Below are 17,863 nucleotides of genomic sequence, written 5' to 3' on the forward strand. Positions count from 1 at the left end.
AATAAATTTTTTGGTGAAAATATGAAAAAATCAGATAGAAACTTAGGTGAAATAGGACAAACTTCCAAAGTGACTGCTGAGAATCTTGACAAATTGGTTACAGATGTAGTAAAATTGTTATTAAGTAAAGGGGTTACTATAGCTACAGCCGAAAGCTGTACTGGAGGACTTCTTTCAGAGCTTATTACGTCAGTACCCGGAGCTTCAAAAATATTTGAAATCGGAGTGTGTACCTATTCAAATAAAATTAAACACGAGTATCTGGGCGTTCCCAAATCTCTTTTCAGGGAGTACGGAGCGGTAAGCAGACAGGTCGCTCTTGCAATGGTTTCGGGACTTCAGAAACAGTCCGGAGCGGATATCTGCGTTTCAGTTACCGGAACTGCAGGTCCTGCCGGAGGAACTCCTGAAAAGCCTGTGGGAACTGTTTATGTGGGAATAAGCTGCGGTAAAAAGAGAATAGTAAAGCTTCTTAAGTTATGGGAGCTTGAAGATAAAAGCCGTGACAATATACGAATGAATGCGGCTTATAGGATTTTTGAATTCCTTTTGCAGATGGTTTCGGTGATGCCTGATAATCTTCCCCAGAACGGTGATGAGCCTGATATTCCTGAAAAGGATTATATGGACGTTGTTAAAAATCTTCTTCCCTGGAAAGGTGATCCGTTTTCGCAGATAATCAGAAAAATTGTATTTATGGGATCGGTGATCGTGTTTACCGTGTGCCTATTTATGGTGGTAGATTATTACTGGGAAAATCACAAGAACAAGCAGTTAGGCGATGACCTTCAGAAAATATACAGTGAAGCGGAATTTTCATATTCGTCGGTTACAGAAGAATCACAGCCCCAGAAGGTATGGACTTTAAAAGACGGCGCTAAGCTTCTTCTTGAAAGAAACAGCGATGTTGTGGGATATATTAATATTCCCGATACTGTGATAAGTTACCCTGTAGTTCAGAGAAGGTCGGAAGACGGCAACGATTATTATATGGACAAGAATATCGACAAGGAAGAAGCAAAGGCGGGAACGATTTTCCTTGACTGGAGAAATAATTTCGATTATGTGGTTAACGGAACAAAGGTGATGGAAAATTCGCAGAATCTTGTTATTTACGGTCATGATATGAAAGACGATTCAATGTTCGGAAGTCTGGGTTACTATAAGGATAGCTACGGATATTACAGCGAACACCCGATTATTGAACTTAGCTCAAATTACGAAACTTATCAGTATAAAATCTTCGCTTATTTTATAGTTGACGCTGAGGACGAAACTGAAACAAAGTTTGACTGTTGGAATACTCTTGACTTTGAAAACGAAGAGCAGTTTTATGAGTATGTCAACAACGCAAGAAAGCGTGCGCTGACTCTTAATGATGTTGATGTTAGATACGGCGATCAGCTGCTGACTTTACAAACCTGCAACGGTATGTTTGATACCGCAAGGCTTTTTGTCATGGCAAGAATGGTAAGAGAAGGCGAAGATCCTTATGAGGGTACAGACAATGTCAGAGACAATGAAAATATTCTCTGGCCGTCCATTTACTATAATTGGAATGAAAATAATTATGATCCTGATGCAGAATTTGAGGGTTATCCGTTTGCGTCAAATTAATAAAAAATAAAGAACATAAGAATAGAAGAACAGAGGTAAAAAATGAAAACAAAGAAAATGCTTGCTGCTTGTGCAGCGTCAATGGCAATAATTGCGTCGTTATCCATGACGACCGGCTGCAACAAAAAAGAATCAGATGCTTCTCAGGCAGCTGACGTATTGGAACCTGAAACAGAAGCTGTTACAGAACCGGAGGAGTATCCGGATATTGAGAATTTTTCGCCGGAACCGGATGGTATGCTGGGAAGAGCAAGATCTCTGAGAGCTATAAACGACGATGTTGTGGGTTATATTAGGATCAGCAATACTTATATTGATTATCCGGTAGTTCAGTACGACGGTGAGAATCTTGATGAAAACGGAAATGCTTATTATATGGATAAAGATATATATGGAAATTACCTGGATTCAGGTACGATATTTATGGATTACCGTGATAATTTCGGACCGGATAAAAGCCAACAGTCGCAGAATATTATGCTTTACGGTCATAATATGCTCAATGGCACAAAATTTGCTACGCTTCATTATTACAGGCAGGACGATACGTTTTATGATGATAATCCTATAATTGAATTCAGTTCAAATTATAATGATTATAAATATATTATATTCGGCTACTTTATTACAAGCGGAAGCTACGGCGAAAGCGCTTACGGTCCTGAGTTTGCATACTGGGATATGGAAAACATGGACGAAAAGGAGTTTAACGAATATGTTGAAACTGTCCGTGACAGATCAGTTATCTCTCCTGATATTGATGTTGAATACGGCGATCAGTTGATTACTCTTCAGACTTGTTATATGGACGAAGACAATTCACGTATGTTGGTTGTAGGAAGACGACTGAGAGAACATGAAACAGCGGACAATATTGACAAAGCAAGCACTGCAAAAACTGAGTCTGATGATTCTGATGTATCGGAGTCTGATGAATCTCAGGAATAAAAACAGTATTGGAGATAGATATGCATATAAGTAAAAGTAAAAAAATTATGGCGGCTTCTTTATCCGTTTTAGTTATGGGGACGGCAGTATGCGGAAGTATTGTGTATCCTATTAGAGCAGTTGAAGAAGAACCGAAAACAATTGTTTCGGATCTTGAAAATTCCGTAAAAACTCAATCGGAAACAAAGAAAGAAACTGTACCTATGTGGAAAGCAGTACTTTCTGAATATGGCGGCAGCCTTTCATTGGTTGATTATGAAACGGTAGAGGTTGAAGAGGAAGTTACTACTGAAGCAGAAGAACCTGAAGGCGAGTATATTGCAGACTCTGAGGGCGAATATGATGATACAAGCTATATTGAGTCAAGCGGCGGGGCAGTTATTGCTGATGTTCCGGAAAGACCGGAATATGATTCTATTGATATTGAATCTGGTAATTTTGGATTTACAACTTATGGTTACGGTCATGGAGTAGGATTAAGTCAGAACGGTGCAAATCATTATGCTACTTATGCTGGTTGGGATTATCAGCAGATATTGCAGCATTATTATCCCGGAACCTATATTTCAAATTCCGGTACTGCTGCTAAGGAAACTATTTCAGCAGGCGGCGTAAGCGGTTCGGCGCTGGATATTGTTTCTATGGTTACATACAACGAAGTCGGTTCTTCAATGAGTACTGAAGCGATTAAGGCTCAGGCAGTAGCAGTTTATACTTATATTAAATACAAAGGCGGAAATGCCAGCGATTTATATCCGGCATCAAATCCTCCTCAGAATGTTGTAGATGCAGTAAAATCAGTACTTGGTGAGGCAGTATACTACGATGGAAACTATGCTTTGGCAATGTTCTGTGCATCAAGCGGGGGAAGTACCGCTTCATGCTACGATATATTCTATGAAGATATTCCTTACTTAAGAAGCGTTTCCTGTGAATATGACAGTCAGTGTGATCCCCATTACGGAACAGTAGAAGTGTTCAGCGCTGAAGAGTTGAAATCAATTCTTGAATCAAATCTTGGAATTACTTTGTCAGATGACCCTTCAAACTGGGTTTCAATTATTGAGGGTGACGGCGGTTACGCTGCAAATGTTGTAGTCGACGGACAGGTTACTGTTAAGGGGAATGATTTCAGATATTATTTAGGTTTAAAATCACCTAAATTTGAATGTACATATTATTGATTAAAACGGCATTGCTGATAAAACTCGGCAATGCCGTAAATAATATTAACAAAAAGTATTCAGCGGAGGATAAAATATGAATATCTGTGAAATTATTTTTAAAACAAAGCGTAAGGAAAAGCTGAATGAAGATGAAATTAAATGCATGATCAACGGATATGTAAATGATGAGATTCCGGATTATCAGATGTCAGCATGGCTTATGGCGGTCTGTTTCAATTCTCTTACTACTGATGAAACTTTGATTTTAACTGAGACTATGAGGGATTCAGGAGATATACTTGATTTGAGTAGTATACATGGAATTACTGTTGATAAACACAGTACTGGTGGAGTTGGCGATAAAACCAGTCTTGTTATAGCTCCTATATGTGCGTCATGCGGAATTTATGTGCCTAAAATGTCGGGCAGAGGACTGGGTTTTACAGGGGGTACTATTGATAAGCTGGAAAGTATTCCGGGGTTTCAAGTAAATATTGATTTTAACAAATATATTGATATTATAAATAAAAATGGCGCTGCAATAATTGCACAAAGCGGTCATCTTGTTCCGGCTGATAAAAAATTATATGCCTTGAGAGACGTGACTGCAACTGTTGATAGTATACCGCTTATTTGTTCAAGTATTATGAGTAAAAAACTTGCAACAGGCGCAGACTGCATACTTCTTGACGTTAAAACAGGCAGCGGTGCTTTTATGAAAAATATTGACGATGCGCAGCAACTTGCTGAGCTTATGGTTCAGGTAGGGCAAAATGCCGGAAAGAAATGCCGTGCAATTATTACCGATATGAATGAACCGTTGGGAAATGCCATTGGAAATTCATTGGAAGTAATTGAGGTATGTGAAATTTTGTCCGGCAGAGAAAAAGGCAAACTCTATGAACTTTGTATTGCTCTTGCCGCAAACATGATGGAACTTGGAGGACTGGGAAGTCTGGAGGATTGTACAAGGCTTGCAGAAGATGCAATAACCAGCGGAAGGGCAATAGATACTTTCAAAAAAATGATTGAAGCTCAGGGCGGAAATCCCAATATTACTGAAGATTATTCATTGTTTAAACGTGCGGCCTATAAGTGTGAATTAAAAGCTGAGAAAAGCGGATATATTTCTTCAATAGACAGTGAAAAAATCGGAATGGTCGCTTTGCTGACGGGTGCAGGACGCCGAAATAAAAATGATAATATTGATAGTTCAGCAGGAATAATATTGAATAAGCATGTAGGAGATTGCGTTGATCAGGGCGATGTTATTATGACATTTTATTCATCTGTAGTAAAAAACTTTGATGAAGTAATAAATAAGGCAGCTGATGCTGTTGAAATATCAGGAATCATGCCGAAAATCAGTCCTGTTGTAATTAAAATTATTTGAAAAAAACTATTTGTTCATTATTACTATTGACTTATTTGAGATTAAAGTATAAAATAAATGTAATAATATTTTTGACGAGGCGGAGGACAATATGAAGACAAAGTTGGGTATTTCAGCCGGAATGATGGGCGCAATACTGTATTTTACTGCATTGTTCGGCGGTTATGTTCCGCTGTTTATAGCCGCAGGTTACGTCTTGATAAAAGAAGAAAATACTTTTGTACGTAAAGCCGCATTTAAATCAACAGTTTTGCTTTTGTTTTTTTCAGCAGTAAGTACTCTTCTAAGCTCGTTTAATGAAATATTGAGTATAATTGGCAATTTATTTGATACTTTTATTAAAGTTCCGCTGAATTTTGACGACATTTTTAACAGTATTATTTCACTGATAAAAACCGTGGTATTTGTAATTTTTGGCATAATGGCATTTAAACAGGAGGATATAAGAATCCCGCCTATTGATGATGCTATAGATAAAAAATAATTTCAGGAGGATAATGGTTATGGCTTTTTGGGATAAGGTAAAGGGCGTTGCAAATGACGCAATGAACACTTTAAGTGATGCAGCTAAGGATGTTACCGAAAGTGCTAAGGAAATGAATGAAAAATCAAAAATAAACAGAGCGATAAAGGTTGAAGAGGGTAAGATCAATAATCTTTATATGGTTATGGGCGAAAAAATTTTTAATGAAAATTCTTCTGCACCTGCCGGTTTTGAAGATCAGTTTGCCGGAATCAATACAGCTAAAAATGAAATTGAAAGACTTAAACAAGAACTTTCCAATATTGAGTCTGCTTCAAAATGTCCTAAGTGCGGCGCTAAAATAAGTCAGGGACAGAAATTCTGTCAGGGTTGCGGAAATAATCTTGATACACAGTCAGCCGGTTCAGCGACTTCACAGGATTCAAACGGTTCAGGTCAGGTTATTGTGACTCAGGGACAGGAAGTTACTGAAACTCCTGCTTCGTCAGAAAGTAATGAAAATAATTAAAAAACAGCATAAAAAATCAGTCCAAACGGACTGATTTTTTTGTTTATTCAAAAAGCGCTGTTGAAAGATATCGCTCACCTGTATCGGGTAAAAGTACTACAATATTTTTTCCTTTATTTTCTGGTTTTTTAGCCGTTTGTATTGCCGCCCACAGAGCCGCACCGCTGGAAATTCCTACAAGAATACCTTCAGATTTTGCAAATTTTCTTCCAGTCTCAAAAGCGGCTTCATTCGGTACTGGTATTATTTCATCATAAATTTTAGTATCTAGGATCTCCGGTACAAATCCAGCGCCGATGCCTTGGATTTTATGAGGACCGGCTTTTCCTTCACTTAATACCGGAGAAGATTCCGGTTCTACGGCAATTACTTTTACATCTGGATTTTTTGATTTAAGGTACTGACCTACACCGGTTACAGTACCTCCTGTACCGACTCCGGCAATAAAAATATCAACCTTACCGTCAGTATCTTCCCAGATTTCCGGACCTGTTGTTTCATAATGTGCTTTTGGATTTGACGAATTAACAAACTGTCCCAGTATTACAGAGTCCGCAATTTCCTTATTAAGTTCATCGGCTTTTGCAATTGCACCAGACATGCCTTTAGAACCGTCTGTAAGGACAATTTCTGCTCCGTAAGCCTTCAGCAGCTTTCTTCTTTCAATACTCATGGTTTCGGGCATGGTCATTATTGCCTTGTATCCCTTTGCAGCGGCAACTGCCGCAAGACCTATTCCTGTATTACCGCTTGTGGGTTCGATAATAGTAGCACCGGGTTTTAAAATGCCTTTTTCTTCAGCGTCTTTTATCATTTGTTTTGCAACTCTGTCCTTGACGCTTCCGGCAGGATTAAAATACTCGAGTTTAGCCAGAATAGATGCGTCAAGATTATTTTCAGACGCAAAGTTTGAGGCGTTGATTATCGGTGTTTTACCAATAAGCTCAGTTACACTGTTATAAATGTTTGACATAAGTTTTCCTCCTTTAAATTGCCTTGAAAGCTTCTTCAAGATCAAATAAAATATCGTCTATATGTTCAAGACCTATTGAAAGTCTAACAGTATTCGGTTTAATTCCTTGTTCTGCCAGTTCTTCTTCATTAAGCTGTGAATGAGTTGTTGAAGCCGGATGAATTACCAGTGATTTAGCGTCTGCCACGTTTGCAAGGAGTGAGAAAAGCTGAAGACTGTCAATAAATTTCTTAGCTTCTTCTTCTCCGCCCTTTACTTCAAAGGTGAATATTGAACCTCCGCCGTTAGGGAAGTACTTATCATAAAGTTCCTTATAACCGTTTTCCGGCAAAGACGGATGATTTACATGCTCAACTTTGGGATGATTTTTCAGATATTCAACCACTTTTTTAGTATTTTCCACATGACGTTCAACACGAAGTGAAAGAGTTTCCAGTCCTTGAATTAAAAGGAAGGCATTGAATGGTGAAATCGCAGCGCCTGTATCACGAAGTAAAATAGCTCTGATTTTTGTAACAAATGCTGCTGCGCCTACAGCTTTGGAAAAGCTTATTCCATGATAGCTGGGGTTTGGTTCTGTAATACTTGGAAACTTACCGCTTGCTTCCCAGTCAAACTTACCGCTGTCAATTATGACGCCGCCCAGTGAAGTACCATGACCGCCGATAAATTTTGTTGCTGAATGAACAACGATGTCAGCACCGTATTCAATAGGTCTGATAAGATATGGAGTACCGAAAGTATTATCAATAACAAGCGGAATTTTATGTGCATGGGCAATATCAGAGAGCTTTTTGATATCAATAATATTTGAATTCGGATTTCCAAGAGTTTCAATAAAAATTGCTTTTGTATTTTCCTGAATTGCCTTTTCAAAGCTTCCTTCCTCGTCCGGATCAACAAAAGTTGTTGAAATACCATATTCCGGAAGGGTATGTGCCAGCAAATTATAAGAACCTCCGTAAATAGTCTTTGATGATACTATATGATCACCTGCTTGGGCAAGATTCTGAATTGCGTAAGTAATTGCAGCAGCTCCGCTTGCTACTGCAAGAGCTGCAACACCACCTTCAAGAGCTGCAATTCTCTGTTCAAAAACGTCCTGTGTAGGGTTGGTAAGACGTCCGTAAATGTTTCCTGCATCTGTCAGACCAAATCTTGCGGCAGCATGTTCAGAATTTCTGAACACATATGATGTTGTCTGATATATAGGAACTGCCCTTGCGTCTGTTGCGGAATCAGGATTTTCCTGACCTGTATGAAGCTGCTTTGTTTCAAAACGGAAATTTCTGTTATCTTTTATACTCATTTTTATTACCTCTTTCATTTAATAATATTTTTAATAGCGTTAATTTTTAATATTTTTTAACAGCACATTCGTGAATAACATTTAAAATTATAATAATACATAAAAAACCCTCCAAAGATTAAAACATATTATTCCTAGCGACTTGGTATGTTTTAAGTATACAGTATAATTTTCCACTTGTCAATAGTTTTTTTAAAATTTTTGGAATATTTGACTTTTAATATGCATTTAGGTATAATTTTATAAAAAAGCATGTAAAGGATACGAAAATCGTATGTAACATACAGTTGCAACTCAAAGTTGCGTAAAAGAAACCGTATTTTGGTGGCGTACTGCTGCAAAAAAGTAGTAAAATAGAAGTATCAGAAGGGGGAAAGCTATATGACCTTTGGAGAAAAAATACAAAAGTTAAGAAAGGAAGCCGGTCTGTCCCAGGAAGAATTCTCTTATCAGTTAGGGGTATCACGACAGGCGGTCAGCAAGTGGGAGCGTGACAACGGATATCCGGAAACTGAGAAAATTGTCCGAATGAGCAGATTGTTTAATGTTTCTTTGGATTATCTTCTCAATGATGATGATTTACAAAAACCGGAGATCAGTCCCGATGAAAAAGGATTGTATATCAGTCGGGAAATGGCAGAGGGTTTTCTTTCATACCAAAAAAGAAAATTGCAGAAAACGGGAATTGCAGTCGGTTTGTTTTTCGGAGGTTTATCCATTTCTTTTTGGGATGCAGAAATAAGTATGGTATTGCTTATGATATGTATTATTGTAGGGATAGTACTTTTATTTTCTGTGAAGTTAGCAGATGATCCTTATCGCAGGATTTGGACAGAAAATTTATCCTTCGATAAAGCCGTAAAATCAGAGCTGATTTCTGATTATTCTGATAAAAAGAAAACAGTTCACATTATTAACCTTGTCGGAATTGCGTTGATTGCCGTAGGATTTTTGTTGTGTCCGCTTATTGTTCCTGCGGAAATGTATGTCGTAGATAATATTGTTTTTGCTTGCGGAATGATATTAGCTGGTTTAGGTGCTTTTCTTTTCGTTTATATGTCCGGCATTATTAGGACTTATCGAATATTGATTATGAATGAGGAATATCATAAAAAAAGAAGGTGAGGTTGCTTTGAAAAGAATATCAGCAGTATTTTTGATAATTAATTTTTTGTTTCTTGTCGGTTGCAGTTATCAGGATGATAGCATGGAATCCAAAAAACAAAGTCGAATAGAAATATATTCTGTTGAAAATGATAAGCTTTTAAAAACTATTGATGACCAGATTGTTGTAAACGAATTATTTAGTACTTATAATTGGGAAGAAAAAAGCGAGTTGTCTGATGATTTGATACCAGAGTACCAACTGCTGGTATATCAGGAGAAAACTATGCTATGGGGACAGGATCCTGATAAAGATAGAGAATATGAACTTATTGCAACAATTACAACATTTCTGGATAGTTCATATATCGAAGAAGTAATTTCAAGCGATGTAGTCAAAAATATGAAAATTCCGGAATATGCAATGACATTTTACTATATAATGCCTGATAAGATCATGGAGACATTACATGAACAATTAGAAGAGTAATATGTATTTGCCGTTGTTGTCAATTATAATCATATACATAAAATGACCGTAGAAGAATGATCTTCTACGGTTTTGATTTAAATATTTTTAAAAAGTAGTAACCATCAGAATTATAATATATACTGCCGCAGCTATAACAGCTGCCGGAGAAGTCAGAAAAAGATTCAGGCTTCTGAATTGCTGATGAATATTGGATTTGGGTAATTTGTTTTGCCGGCAAAAAAGAATAAACGATATGAGTCCGGCAAAAAATATTATGAATATCAATAAGTTGAAAATTATCATTAGCGCCGATTCGTTTTCGGCATAATTTAAAATAAATCCTGAAGCCGTTGACATAAGATTAATCGCAAAATGTACACATATTGAAGGAATCAGTGAATTATGTTTAACATCAAGATAACCCATGAAAATTCCCACGAGAAATGCAAGTATAAACTGAGCGACATTTCCGTGCATAATTCCAAAGAAAAAGGCGCTGATAAAGATACCAAACCGCTGACTTACTTTAGAAAATGTTTTCATAATAAACCCACGGTAAAGAAATTCTTCGGTTATAGGCGCTATAATACATGCATAGCAGGCGGAAATTATAAAAGCTTTTGGATCAGTATATTTTACAACATCAGAGTTTCCTATTAAATCGCTCTGAGTCATAATATTACCAAGAAAAGCTACTGTTATGCCGGCAATTCTTTGAATGAACAGTCCGGCTAAAATATACTGAACGATGAGAGATCCCGTCAGTTTTTGAGTTTTAAACAATGATTTTATTTCTATATCGGCAAATTTACAGCCAATGAAAAATGCGGTAAGATTAGTTGCCAGGTAGCATAAGAGAGTAATTCCGGACGTTATAGAAGATCTGTTCATGTATTCGGAAATTTTTGCTCCTTCTCCTGAGATAACATCTGACAAACTGATTCCATTTATTCCCATAAGCAACCCCATAACTGCAAAACTTAAAATATTTGCAAGTGTAACAGATATTACCAAATGAAAAAGAATTCCCCCTCCTGCAATATTGTAAAAATAACGTATCCTCTTTTTTTCTGCTTTACTGGGTAAGTGAGGAATTTTACAGCCTTCAATTGATATTTGCGGTACTATTTTTCCGTAATCATCATTGTAATCGGGATTTTCTGTAGGATTGTCAAATGCATTATGCGGGTTTATAGGTTTAGTGTATTTGGGTTCATAAATTAATTCATTACTTTCAGTATTGATTTCTGATTTGTTTTGAATATTTTCCATTTTATCCTCCATATAAAAACTATTTAATTATAATTATATATCAAATTTGACAGATAGTCAAATAATTATTGATGAAAAGTTGTGGACAAAGACTAAAAAATATGGTATAATGTTACCGATAAATAAAATACTTGGAAAGGATTATAGTAAGTATGTTTCATGAGAAATCCTGTGGTGCAATAGTCTATCGCAAGTCCCACGGAAACACAGAAATCCTGCTTATAAAGCATGTAAACAGCGGTCACTGGTCGTTTCCTAAAGGTCATGTAGAGGGTAATGAAACCGAACTGGAAACAGCTCAGAGGGAAATTAAAGAGGAAACGGGTATTGATGTTATTCTTGACCCGACTTTTCGGGAAACCGTTTCATATTCTCCGAAAAAGGATACCCATAAAATTGTCGTATATTTTCTGGCAAAGGCAAAAAATTTTGACTTTATTCCTCAGGAGGAGGAAATTGCTGAAATCAGATGGGTTGACATAGGGTACGCCGTTAATATTTTGACGTACGAAAACGACAGAGTAATTGTAAATAAGGCGAAAGCCGCTATAAAAGAAAGAGTGTAAATAATAAAAAAGTATTGCCATAAAAAGTATAACCCGGAATTTTGTCCCGGGTTATTTTTTTCTATAATACTACTTATCTTTCAATAATCTGACTTCTGTCAGGACCTACTCCTATCATAGCGATTCGGCAGCCGCAAAGCTCTTCCAGACGTTCAATATACTTACGGCAGTTTAAAGGCAGTTCTTCAAAAGTTCTGCATCCTGTAATGTCTTCTGTAAAGCCCTCAGCTTCCTCATAAATCGGCTCACAGCCTTCCAATTCTTCAAGAGTTGGAGGGAAATTATTGATAACGCTTCCATCAGGCATTTTATAGCCTACGCAGATTTTTAAAGTTCCCAGACCGCAAAGAGTATCAAGCTTGTTGATGGCAAGTCCGTCAAGACCGTTTACTCTTACGGAATGCTTAACAATAACGGCGTCAAACCAGCCGGTTCTTCTTGGTCTGCCTGTGGTTGTACCGAATTCTCCGCCGACAGTTCTGATCTTATCACCGATTTCATCGTCCAGCTCTGTAGGGAAAGGTCCTTTACCTACTCTTGTAGTATAAGCCTTTGCCACACCGATAATATTTGAGATCATTCTCGGACCTACACCTGTGCCGACGCACACTCCGGCAGACAGCGGATGAGAGGAGGTAACATAAGGATATGTACCGAAATCAATATCCAGCAATGTAGCCTGAGCACCCTCAAACATTATAGTTTTACCGGCCTTGTCAGCATCAAATGTCAGTACAGAAACATCGTCAACGAAAGGTGCAAGGATCTTTCCGTATTCATTATATTCCTTAATAACAGCTTCTATGTCAACAGCTTCTCCGCCGTAAACCTCTGTTATAATTTTATTTTTCAGCTTTCCTGTAGATCTTACCTTTTCAGCAAATACCTCAGGATGAACCAGATCATAAATTCTGATCCCGCAGCGTTCATATTTATCCATATATGTAGGACCGATACCTCTTTTAGTAGTACCGATATCTGAGTTACCCCTGAACTGTTCAGAAAGACCGTCAAGAATAATATGCCAAGGCATTACAACATGAGCTCTCGGATCTATTTTCAAATTATCGGTAGAAATTCCTCTTTCGTGGAGGGATTTAAGCTCACCGGTAAAGTCTTTAGGATCAAGAACTACTCCGGCTCCGATAAGGCAGAGCTTGTCCGGATAAAGGATTCCGGAAGGAATTAGGTGAAGTTTGTATGTTTCACCGTTGTTTACAACAGTATGACCGGCGTTGTTACCGCCCTGAGAACGAACTACAACATCAGCACGTGAAGCAAGAATGTCTATAATTTTTCCCTTGCCTTCATCGCCCCACTGAGTTCCGACAACAATATTAGCAGGCATTTCTTTTCCTCTTTTCAATAAGTTTAGGTACGCTTCAGAACAGATTCTTATACATACACTTATTATTATATCAGAAAAAAAACGGCATTTCAAGAGAAATCGCCGTTTTTTTCTAATATTGCATAAAATTGTAAAAATACATAATAAACATTAAAAATTTATTGTAATTTGTAATAAATAAAAATTACCTCAAGATACTTGATAAATATGCCCAATTAGTGCTATAATAAAAATATATGTGAACATTTTATTAATTTTTAACTGCTAAGTCGTCTGCTGATGGTTCTGCAAACATAATATGCAGGTATACAAAGAAAAAACCACAGAACTGTAAACGGCAGACATATTTGACCCAGCACATTAAACGGCATGTCTGAATAATCCCACACATTCCATCGAAGTATAATGTTCACGATAACTCCTACCGTAAATTCTACGGAAGTTATTATAACTGAACCTATCAGGCATTTCTGCCACAGAGGCGTACCGGTAAGCCGTACATGCATTTCATAGAGTATAGTAAGAATCAAACCGCCGGTAAGGGTCATTGTCCAGTGTGTAAATCCTCTGGAGGCTATTTCAAGTAAACTGTATACAAAGCAGCCGGTTAAAAAAACCAGCATTCTGACTCCAATATTTTTCAAAGGGTCACCTCCTCTATGTTTTTATTATGTATTTTATAAAACATAATTATGCAATATAAATCAAAAAAGCCGTGTATACAATGCGGCAGAACGGAGAGAAATTTATGAGAAAAAGCGGTATTTTAATGCATATATCCAGTCTTCCTTCAAAGTACGGAATAGGAAAAATGGGTAAATCCGCCTATGACTTTGTGGACTTTCTTGTCAGTGCCGGAGTAAAGTGCTGGCAAATCCTGCCTCTTTCTCCTACAAGCTACGGTGATTCGCCGTATCAATCATTTTCAGTATATGCCGGAAATCCGTATTTTATTGACTTTGAAACGCTCAAACGTGAAGGACTTATAAAAAAATCCGATTATGAGGATATAAAATGGCAGGATAATGACCATCAGGTAAATTACAGTATAATCTACAATAATTGTTTTAAAGTTTTAAGACAAGCTTATAAAACATATAAAAGGGACATTTCCAAAAGGTACAAAACTTTTGTTGAAAAAAACAGCTCTTGGCTTGATGATTATGCATTGTTTATGGCTCTCAAATTCAAAAATAACGGTAAACCTTGGTATGAATGGGACAAAAAACTGGCAATGCGAGACAATAACGCATTGAAAAAAGCTTCCGAGGAACTTGAAAAAGAAACAGAATTTTTTAAATTTATTCAGTATAAATTTTTCAGACAGTGGAGTAATTTGAAAAAATACGCCAATGACAAAGGCGTGGAAATCATTGGGGACATGCCTATATATGTTTCCTATGACAGCGTTGAAGCATGGGTGTCTCCGGAGCTTTTCCAGTTTGACAAACATAAAAAACCGAAAGATGTTGCCGGATGTCCACCGGACGATTTTGCTGTAACAGGTCAGCTTTGGGGCAATCCTTTATATGACTGGGAATACCACAAAAAAACCGGTTATAAATGGTGGATCGACAGACTTCAATTCTCAGCGTCCATTTACGATATAGTAAGAATAGACCATTTCAGAGGATTTGAAAGCTACTACGCTGTTCCTTACGGTGATGAAACCGCAGAAAACGGCGAATGGCGGAAAGGTCCGGGAGCAGAGCTTTTCAAAGCTGCTGAAAAAGCACTGGGCAAACTTAACATCATTGCCGAGGATCTGGGTTTTATCACCGAAGACGTTTACAAAATGCTTGCCGATGTAGGATACCCGGGAATGAAGATTTTACAGTTTGCATTCGGTGAGGACAGTACAAACGAGCATCTCCCCCACAATTTCACATCCTCCAACTGTATTGCATATACAGGAACTCATGACAATGAAACTCTTAAGGGCTGGGTAAGTTCGCAGTCGTCAGATACACTTAAATACTGTATGGCATATCTTGGTGTAAAAAAGAAAAAGGATATTCCCAAAAACATCATAAAGCAGACGTGGGCAAGTGTTGCACAAACAGCAATTGCACAAATGCAGGATTTTCTTAATTCCGATGCGTCAGCAAGAATGAATACACCGTCAACACTGGGAAATAACTGGCAGTTCAGAACCTCAGAGGACGATTTTACCGACAAGCTGGCAAAACGTATACTCAAGTTGAATAAAATGTATAACAGATAATAATTTTAAAGGAGGATCTTTAATGGAACAGTACAAAGAAAAACTCAGATCCGCTCTTCTGGGCTGCACTACTCCTCAGGAAATACACAATGCACTTGGCAATGCAGTAATGGAATATGCGTCGGAAAACTGGCAAAAATCTAAAAACGCACATCTTAACAGCAGGAGAGCCTGTTATTTTTCAATGGAATTTTTAGTAGGAAGAGCTGTTTTTAACAATCTTCTTTGTCTTGGCATTTATGACGAAACTGAAGCGGTACTCAATGAAATGGGCAAAAGTCTTTCAGAACTTGAAGAAATCGAGGACGCCGCTCTCGGTAACGGCGGCTTAGGACGCCTTGCCGCATGCTTTCTTGACAGTGCAGCATCACTTGACCTGCCCCTTGACGGCTACGGAATCAGATATAAATACGGTCTGTTCAAGCAGGGAATTGAAAACGGTTTCCAAACTGAAACCGCTGATAACTGGACTAAATACGGTGATCCGTGGTCTGTAAGGCATGACGAAGAAACTGTTGAAGTAAAATTTAACGGTCAGACTGTAAAGGCAGTTCCTTATGATATGCCGATCTTCGGCTGTAAGACAAATCATATAAGTACTTTGAGACTTTGGCAGTCGGAGGCTATAAACGAATTTGACTTCAATCTGTTCAATCAGCAGAAGTATACTGAAGCAAGTCTAGAAAAAAATTCCGCAGAGGATATCTCAAGAGTACTCTATCCGAACGACGATACAAGAGAAGGTAAAAAGCTCAGACTGAAACAGCAGTATTTCTTTTGCAGCGCTTCCTTGCAGGACATTACTAAAAAGCATTTTGACCGTTTCGGCAGTCTTGAAAATATTTCAGACAGTATTACAATTCAGTTGAACGATACTCATCCCGTTATTTCCATACCTGAATTTATCAGGATACTTGTAAACAGCGGTATGGACTTTGAAAGAGCCTTTGCCATTACTAAAAAAGTTTTCAACTATACAAACCATACTGTAATGCCTGAAGCCCTAGAAAAATGGGAATGCGGACTTGTTGAAGAGCTTTTGCCGGAGGTTTATTCAATTATACTCCAAATAAATGAAAAGCTTATTGCCGAAATGTTCGCAAAAGAAAAAACTTCCGAAGAAATCGAAAAAATCAAGATTGTAAGAAATGGTCTTGTAAATATGGCTGATATGGCTGTTTACTGTTCTTCATATGTTAACGGAGTTGCAGAAATACATACTGAGATCCTTAAGGACACTGTTCTTGCAGATTGGTATAAGCTTTATCCGGAACGTTTCCAGAACAAGACAAACGGTATTACTCAGCGCCGCTGGCTTGCTTTGTGCAACAAGGAGCTTTCTGACCTTATTACAGAACTTCTGGGCTCTGACAAGTGGATCACAAATCTTGACGAACTGAAAAAGCTCTCCGGATATGCTGAGGACGAGGAAGTAATAAACCGCTTCATGAATATTAAAAAGAATAATAAAAAAGCTCTTGCAGACTATATTCAAAAAAATGAAGGTATTACGATCGATCCGCATTCAATATTCGACATTCAGATCAAAAGGCTTCACGAATACAAACGTCAGTTGCTGAACGCTTTTTCAATCCTTTATATTTACTTCGGTATTAAGTCCGGAGAAATTATTAATATGAATCCTGTTACCTTTATTTTCGGTGCAAAATCCGCTCCGGGCTACCGAAGAGCAAAGGGCATCATTAAATTTATTAATGAAATTGCAAAACTTGTGGATAATGATGAAGAAGTAAGCAGATATGTAAAGGTCGTTTTTGTTTCCAATTATAACGTATCATACGCTGAAAAACTTATTCCGGCAGCAGACGTTTCAGAACAGATTTCAACAGCCGGCACAGAAGCTTCCGGTACGGGAAATATGAAGCTTATGCTTAATGGTGCGGTTACTCTTGGAACATATGACGGTGCAAATATTGAGATTGTTCAGGAAGCCGGAGAAGAAAACAATTACATTTTCGGAGCAAGAGTCGAAGAACTCAAGGAAATTATGCCTGAATATAACAGCCGTAAGATTCTTTCTGAAAATCCAAGGATCAGACAGGTCGTTCAGACTCTTATTGACGGTACTGTTTCCGACGGCGGTACGGGATATTTCAGAGAGCTTTACTTCTCCCTTACAGACGGAGCGTCATGGCATTCTCCGGATAATTATTATCTGCTGGGTGACTTGGAGAATTATATTGACGTCAAGCTGAAATGTATAGGCGATTTCGGTAATAAAAAGCTTATCGGTAAAAAGATGTGGCTTAATATGTGTAATGCAGGCAAATTCAGCTCTGACCGGACTATTAATGATTATGCTGAAAATATATGGCATATAGGCAAGGTTGAAATATAAATAAATATCAGGGACTGAATTTAAAATTCATTCCCTGATATTATATCATATAAAACAATATAAACAAAAAAACGTCTGTAAAGACGCTTTTTTGTTGTGTGGTATAGAGAAAGAAAAAAA

Annotated in this window: 16 protein-coding genes; 11 read left to right on the forward strand and 5 right to left on the reverse strand. The window is 37.6% G+C overall.

Annotated elements, in window-relative coordinates; genetic code table 11:
- The first annotated feature begins 21 nt into the window (after window positions 1–21).
- The 6 genes from srtB to OCV67_RS02710 all read left to right on the forward strand — a co-directional run bounded on the left by srtB (window position 22) and on the right by OCV67_RS02710 (window position 6,116).
- Window positions 22–1,617 (forward strand): class B sortase, encoded by a 1,596-nt coding sequence (srtB, locus tag OCV67_RS02685; protein WP_178084968.1) that lies wholly within the window; start codon window positions 22–24, stop codon window positions 1,615–1,617.
- A gap of 42 nt (window positions 1,618–1,659) precedes the next feature.
- The gene (locus tag OCV67_RS02690) at window positions 1,660–2,565 is read left to right on the forward strand and encodes a class B sortase (RefSeq protein ID WP_147642318.1); all 906 of its coding nucleotides are present in this window, start codon (window positions 1,660–1,662) and stop codon (window positions 2,563–2,565) included.
- Window positions 2,566–2,585: 20 nt separating this feature from the next.
- Entirely contained in the window at window positions 2,586–3,749 is a 1,164-nt protein-coding gene (locus tag OCV67_RS02695; protein ID WP_147642319.1) for a sporulation protein, read from the forward strand.
- Window positions 3,750–3,825: 76 nt separating this feature from the next.
- Window positions 3,826–5,124, forward strand: coding sequence for a thymidine phosphorylase (locus OCV67_RS02700; protein WP_147642320.1), 1,299 nt, complete (start codon window positions 3,826–3,828; stop codon window positions 5,122–5,124).
- A gap of 91 nt (window positions 5,125–5,215) precedes the next feature.
- Window positions 5,216–5,608: a hypothetical protein gene (locus tag OCV67_RS02705; RefSeq protein ID WP_147642321.1), complete on the forward strand. Its 393-nt coding sequence runs from the start codon at window positions 5,216–5,218 to the stop codon at window positions 5,606–5,608.
- 19 nt (window positions 5,609–5,627) lie between these two features.
- A complete protein-coding gene (locus OCV67_RS02710) occupies window positions 5,628–6,116 on the forward strand; it encodes a zinc ribbon domain-containing protein (protein ID WP_178084969.1) in 489 nt (162 codons plus the stop codon).
- A 43-nt stretch (window positions 6,117–6,159) separates the two neighbouring features.
- Here the strand turns inward: OCV67_RS02710 and cysK are convergent, their stop codons facing one another.
- Together cysK and OCV67_RS02720 are read right to left on the reverse strand one after the other, a co-directional pair.
- Window positions 6,160–7,089, reverse strand: coding sequence for a cysteine synthase A (gene cysK, locus OCV67_RS02715; protein WP_147642323.1), 930 nt, complete (start codon window positions 7,087–7,089; stop codon window positions 6,160–6,162).
- A 13-nt stretch (window positions 7,090–7,102) separates the two neighbouring features.
- Entirely contained in the window at window positions 7,103–8,398 is a 1,296-nt protein-coding gene (locus OCV67_RS02720; RefSeq protein WP_147642324.1) for an O-acetylhomoserine aminocarboxypropyltransferase/cysteine synthase family protein, read from the reverse strand.
- A gap of 381 nt (window positions 8,399–8,779) precedes the next feature.
- Here OCV67_RS02720 and OCV67_RS02725 point away from each other — a divergent pair, with 381 nt between their 5' ends.
- Both OCV67_RS02725 and OCV67_RS02730 read left to right on the forward strand, forming a co-directional pair.
- A complete protein-coding gene (locus OCV67_RS02725; RefSeq protein WP_147642325.1) occupies window positions 8,780–9,523 on the forward strand; it encodes a helix-turn-helix domain-containing protein in 744 nt (247 codons plus the stop codon).
- Window positions 9,524–9,530: 7 nt separating this feature from the next.
- On the forward strand, window positions 9,531–9,992 hold the full coding sequence (locus OCV67_RS02730; RefSeq protein ID WP_147642326.1) for a hypothetical protein: 462 nt from the start codon (window positions 9,531–9,533) through the stop codon (window positions 9,990–9,992).
- 87 nt (window positions 9,993–10,079) lie between these two features.
- Here OCV67_RS02730 and OCV67_RS02735 read toward each other — a convergent pair whose 3' ends face one another.
- Window positions 10,080–11,246, reverse strand: a complete 1,167-nt coding sequence (locus OCV67_RS02735; protein ID WP_178084970.1) for a CPBP family intramembrane glutamic endopeptidase — start codon at window positions 11,244–11,246, stop codon at window positions 10,080–10,082.
- Window positions 11,247–11,398: 152 nt separating this feature from the next.
- Between OCV67_RS02735 and OCV67_RS02740 the strand changes: the two genes are divergently transcribed.
- Complete coding sequence (locus OCV67_RS02740; RefSeq protein ID WP_147642328.1) at window positions 11,399–11,812, forward strand: bis(5'-nucleosyl)-tetraphosphatase; 414 nt, start codon at window positions 11,399–11,401, stop codon at window positions 11,810–11,812.
- A gap of 73 nt (window positions 11,813–11,885) precedes the next feature.
- Here the strand turns inward: OCV67_RS02740 and OCV67_RS02745 are convergent, their stop codons facing one another.
- The gene (locus tag OCV67_RS02745; protein ID WP_147642329.1) at window positions 11,886–13,160 is read right to left on the reverse strand and encodes an adenylosuccinate synthase; all 1,275 of its coding nucleotides are present in this window, start codon (window positions 13,158–13,160) and stop codon (window positions 11,886–11,888) included.
- 257 nt (window positions 13,161–13,417) lie between these two features.
- Window positions 13,418–13,804, reverse strand: a complete 387-nt coding sequence (locus OCV67_RS02750; protein ID WP_262644211.1) for a putative ABC transporter permease — start codon at window positions 13,802–13,804, stop codon at window positions 13,418–13,420.
- 104 nt (window positions 13,805–13,908) lie between these two features.
- On the opposite strand from OCV67_RS02750, the gene malQ reads away from it, so the two are divergent.
- The gene (gene malQ / locus OCV67_RS02755) at window positions 13,909–15,384 is read left to right on the forward strand and encodes a 4-alpha-glucanotransferase (protein ID WP_147642330.1); all 1,476 of its coding nucleotides are present in this window, start codon (window positions 13,909–13,911) and stop codon (window positions 15,382–15,384) included.
- A 22-nt stretch (window positions 15,385–15,406) separates the two neighbouring features.
- On the forward strand, window positions 15,407–17,743 hold the full coding sequence (locus tag OCV67_RS02760; RefSeq protein WP_147642331.1) for a glycogen/starch/alpha-glucan phosphorylase: 2,337 nt from the start codon (window positions 15,407–15,409) through the stop codon (window positions 17,741–17,743).
- Window positions 17,744–17,863: the final 120 nt, after the last annotated feature.

Origin of the sequence: Porcipelethomonas ammoniilytica (assembly GCF_025567485.1) — a bacterium.
Taxonomy (GTDB): Bacteria; Bacillota; Clostridia; order Oscillospirales; family Ruminococcaceae; genus Porcipelethomonas; species Porcipelethomonas ammoniilytica.

Excerpts from the sequence above, each read along its gene's own strand:
- OCV67_RS02705 (WP_147642321.1), top strand. The coding sequence starts at position 5,216 with ATGAAGACAAAGTTGGGTATTTCAGCCGGAATGATGGGCGCAATACTG.
- cysK (WP_147642323.1), bottom strand. The coding sequence starts at position 7,089 with ATGTCAAACATTTATAACAGTGTAACTGAGCTTATTGGTAAAACACCG.
- OCV67_RS02735 (WP_178084970.1), bottom strand. The coding sequence starts at position 11,246 with ATGGAAAATATTCAAAACAAATCAGAAATCAATACTGAAAGTAATGAA.
- OCV67_RS02745 (WP_147642329.1), bottom strand. The coding sequence starts at position 13,160 with ATGCCTGCTAATATTGTTGTCGGAACTCAGTGGGGCGATGAAGGCAAG.
- OCV67_RS02760 (WP_147642331.1), top strand. The coding sequence starts at position 15,407 with ATGGAACAGTACAAAGAAAAACTCAGATCCGCTCTTCTGGGCTGCACT.
- malQ (WP_147642330.1), top strand. The coding sequence starts at position 13,909 with ATGAGAAAAAGCGGTATTTTAATGCATATATCCAGTCTTCCTTCAAAG.
- OCV67_RS02700 (WP_147642320.1), top strand. The coding sequence starts at position 3,826 with ATGAATATCTGTGAAATTATTTTTAAAACAAAGCGTAAGGAAAAGCTG.
- OCV67_RS02740 (WP_147642328.1), top strand. The coding sequence starts at position 11,399 with ATGTTTCATGAGAAATCCTGTGGTGCAATAGTCTATCGCAAGTCCCAC.
- OCV67_RS02695 (WP_147642319.1), top strand. The coding sequence starts at position 2,586 with ATGCATATAAGTAAAAGTAAAAAAATTATGGCGGCTTCTTTATCCGTT.
- srtB (WP_178084968.1), top strand. The coding sequence starts at position 22 with ATGAAAAAATCAGATAGAAACTTAGGTGAAATAGGACAAACTTCCAAA.
- OCV67_RS02720 (WP_147642324.1), bottom strand. The coding sequence starts at position 8,398 with ATGAGTATAAAAGATAACAGAAATTTCCGTTTTGAAACAAAGCAGCTT.
- OCV67_RS02725 (WP_147642325.1), top strand. The coding sequence starts at position 8,780 with ATGACCTTTGGAGAAAAAATACAAAAGTTAAGAAAGGAAGCCGGTCTG.
- OCV67_RS02690 (WP_147642318.1), top strand. The coding sequence starts at position 1,660 with ATGAAAACAAAGAAAATGCTTGCTGCTTGTGCAGCGTCAATGGCAATA.
- OCV67_RS02710 (WP_178084969.1), top strand. The coding sequence starts at position 5,628 with ATGGCTTTTTGGGATAAGGTAAAGGGCGTTGCAAATGACGCAATGAAC.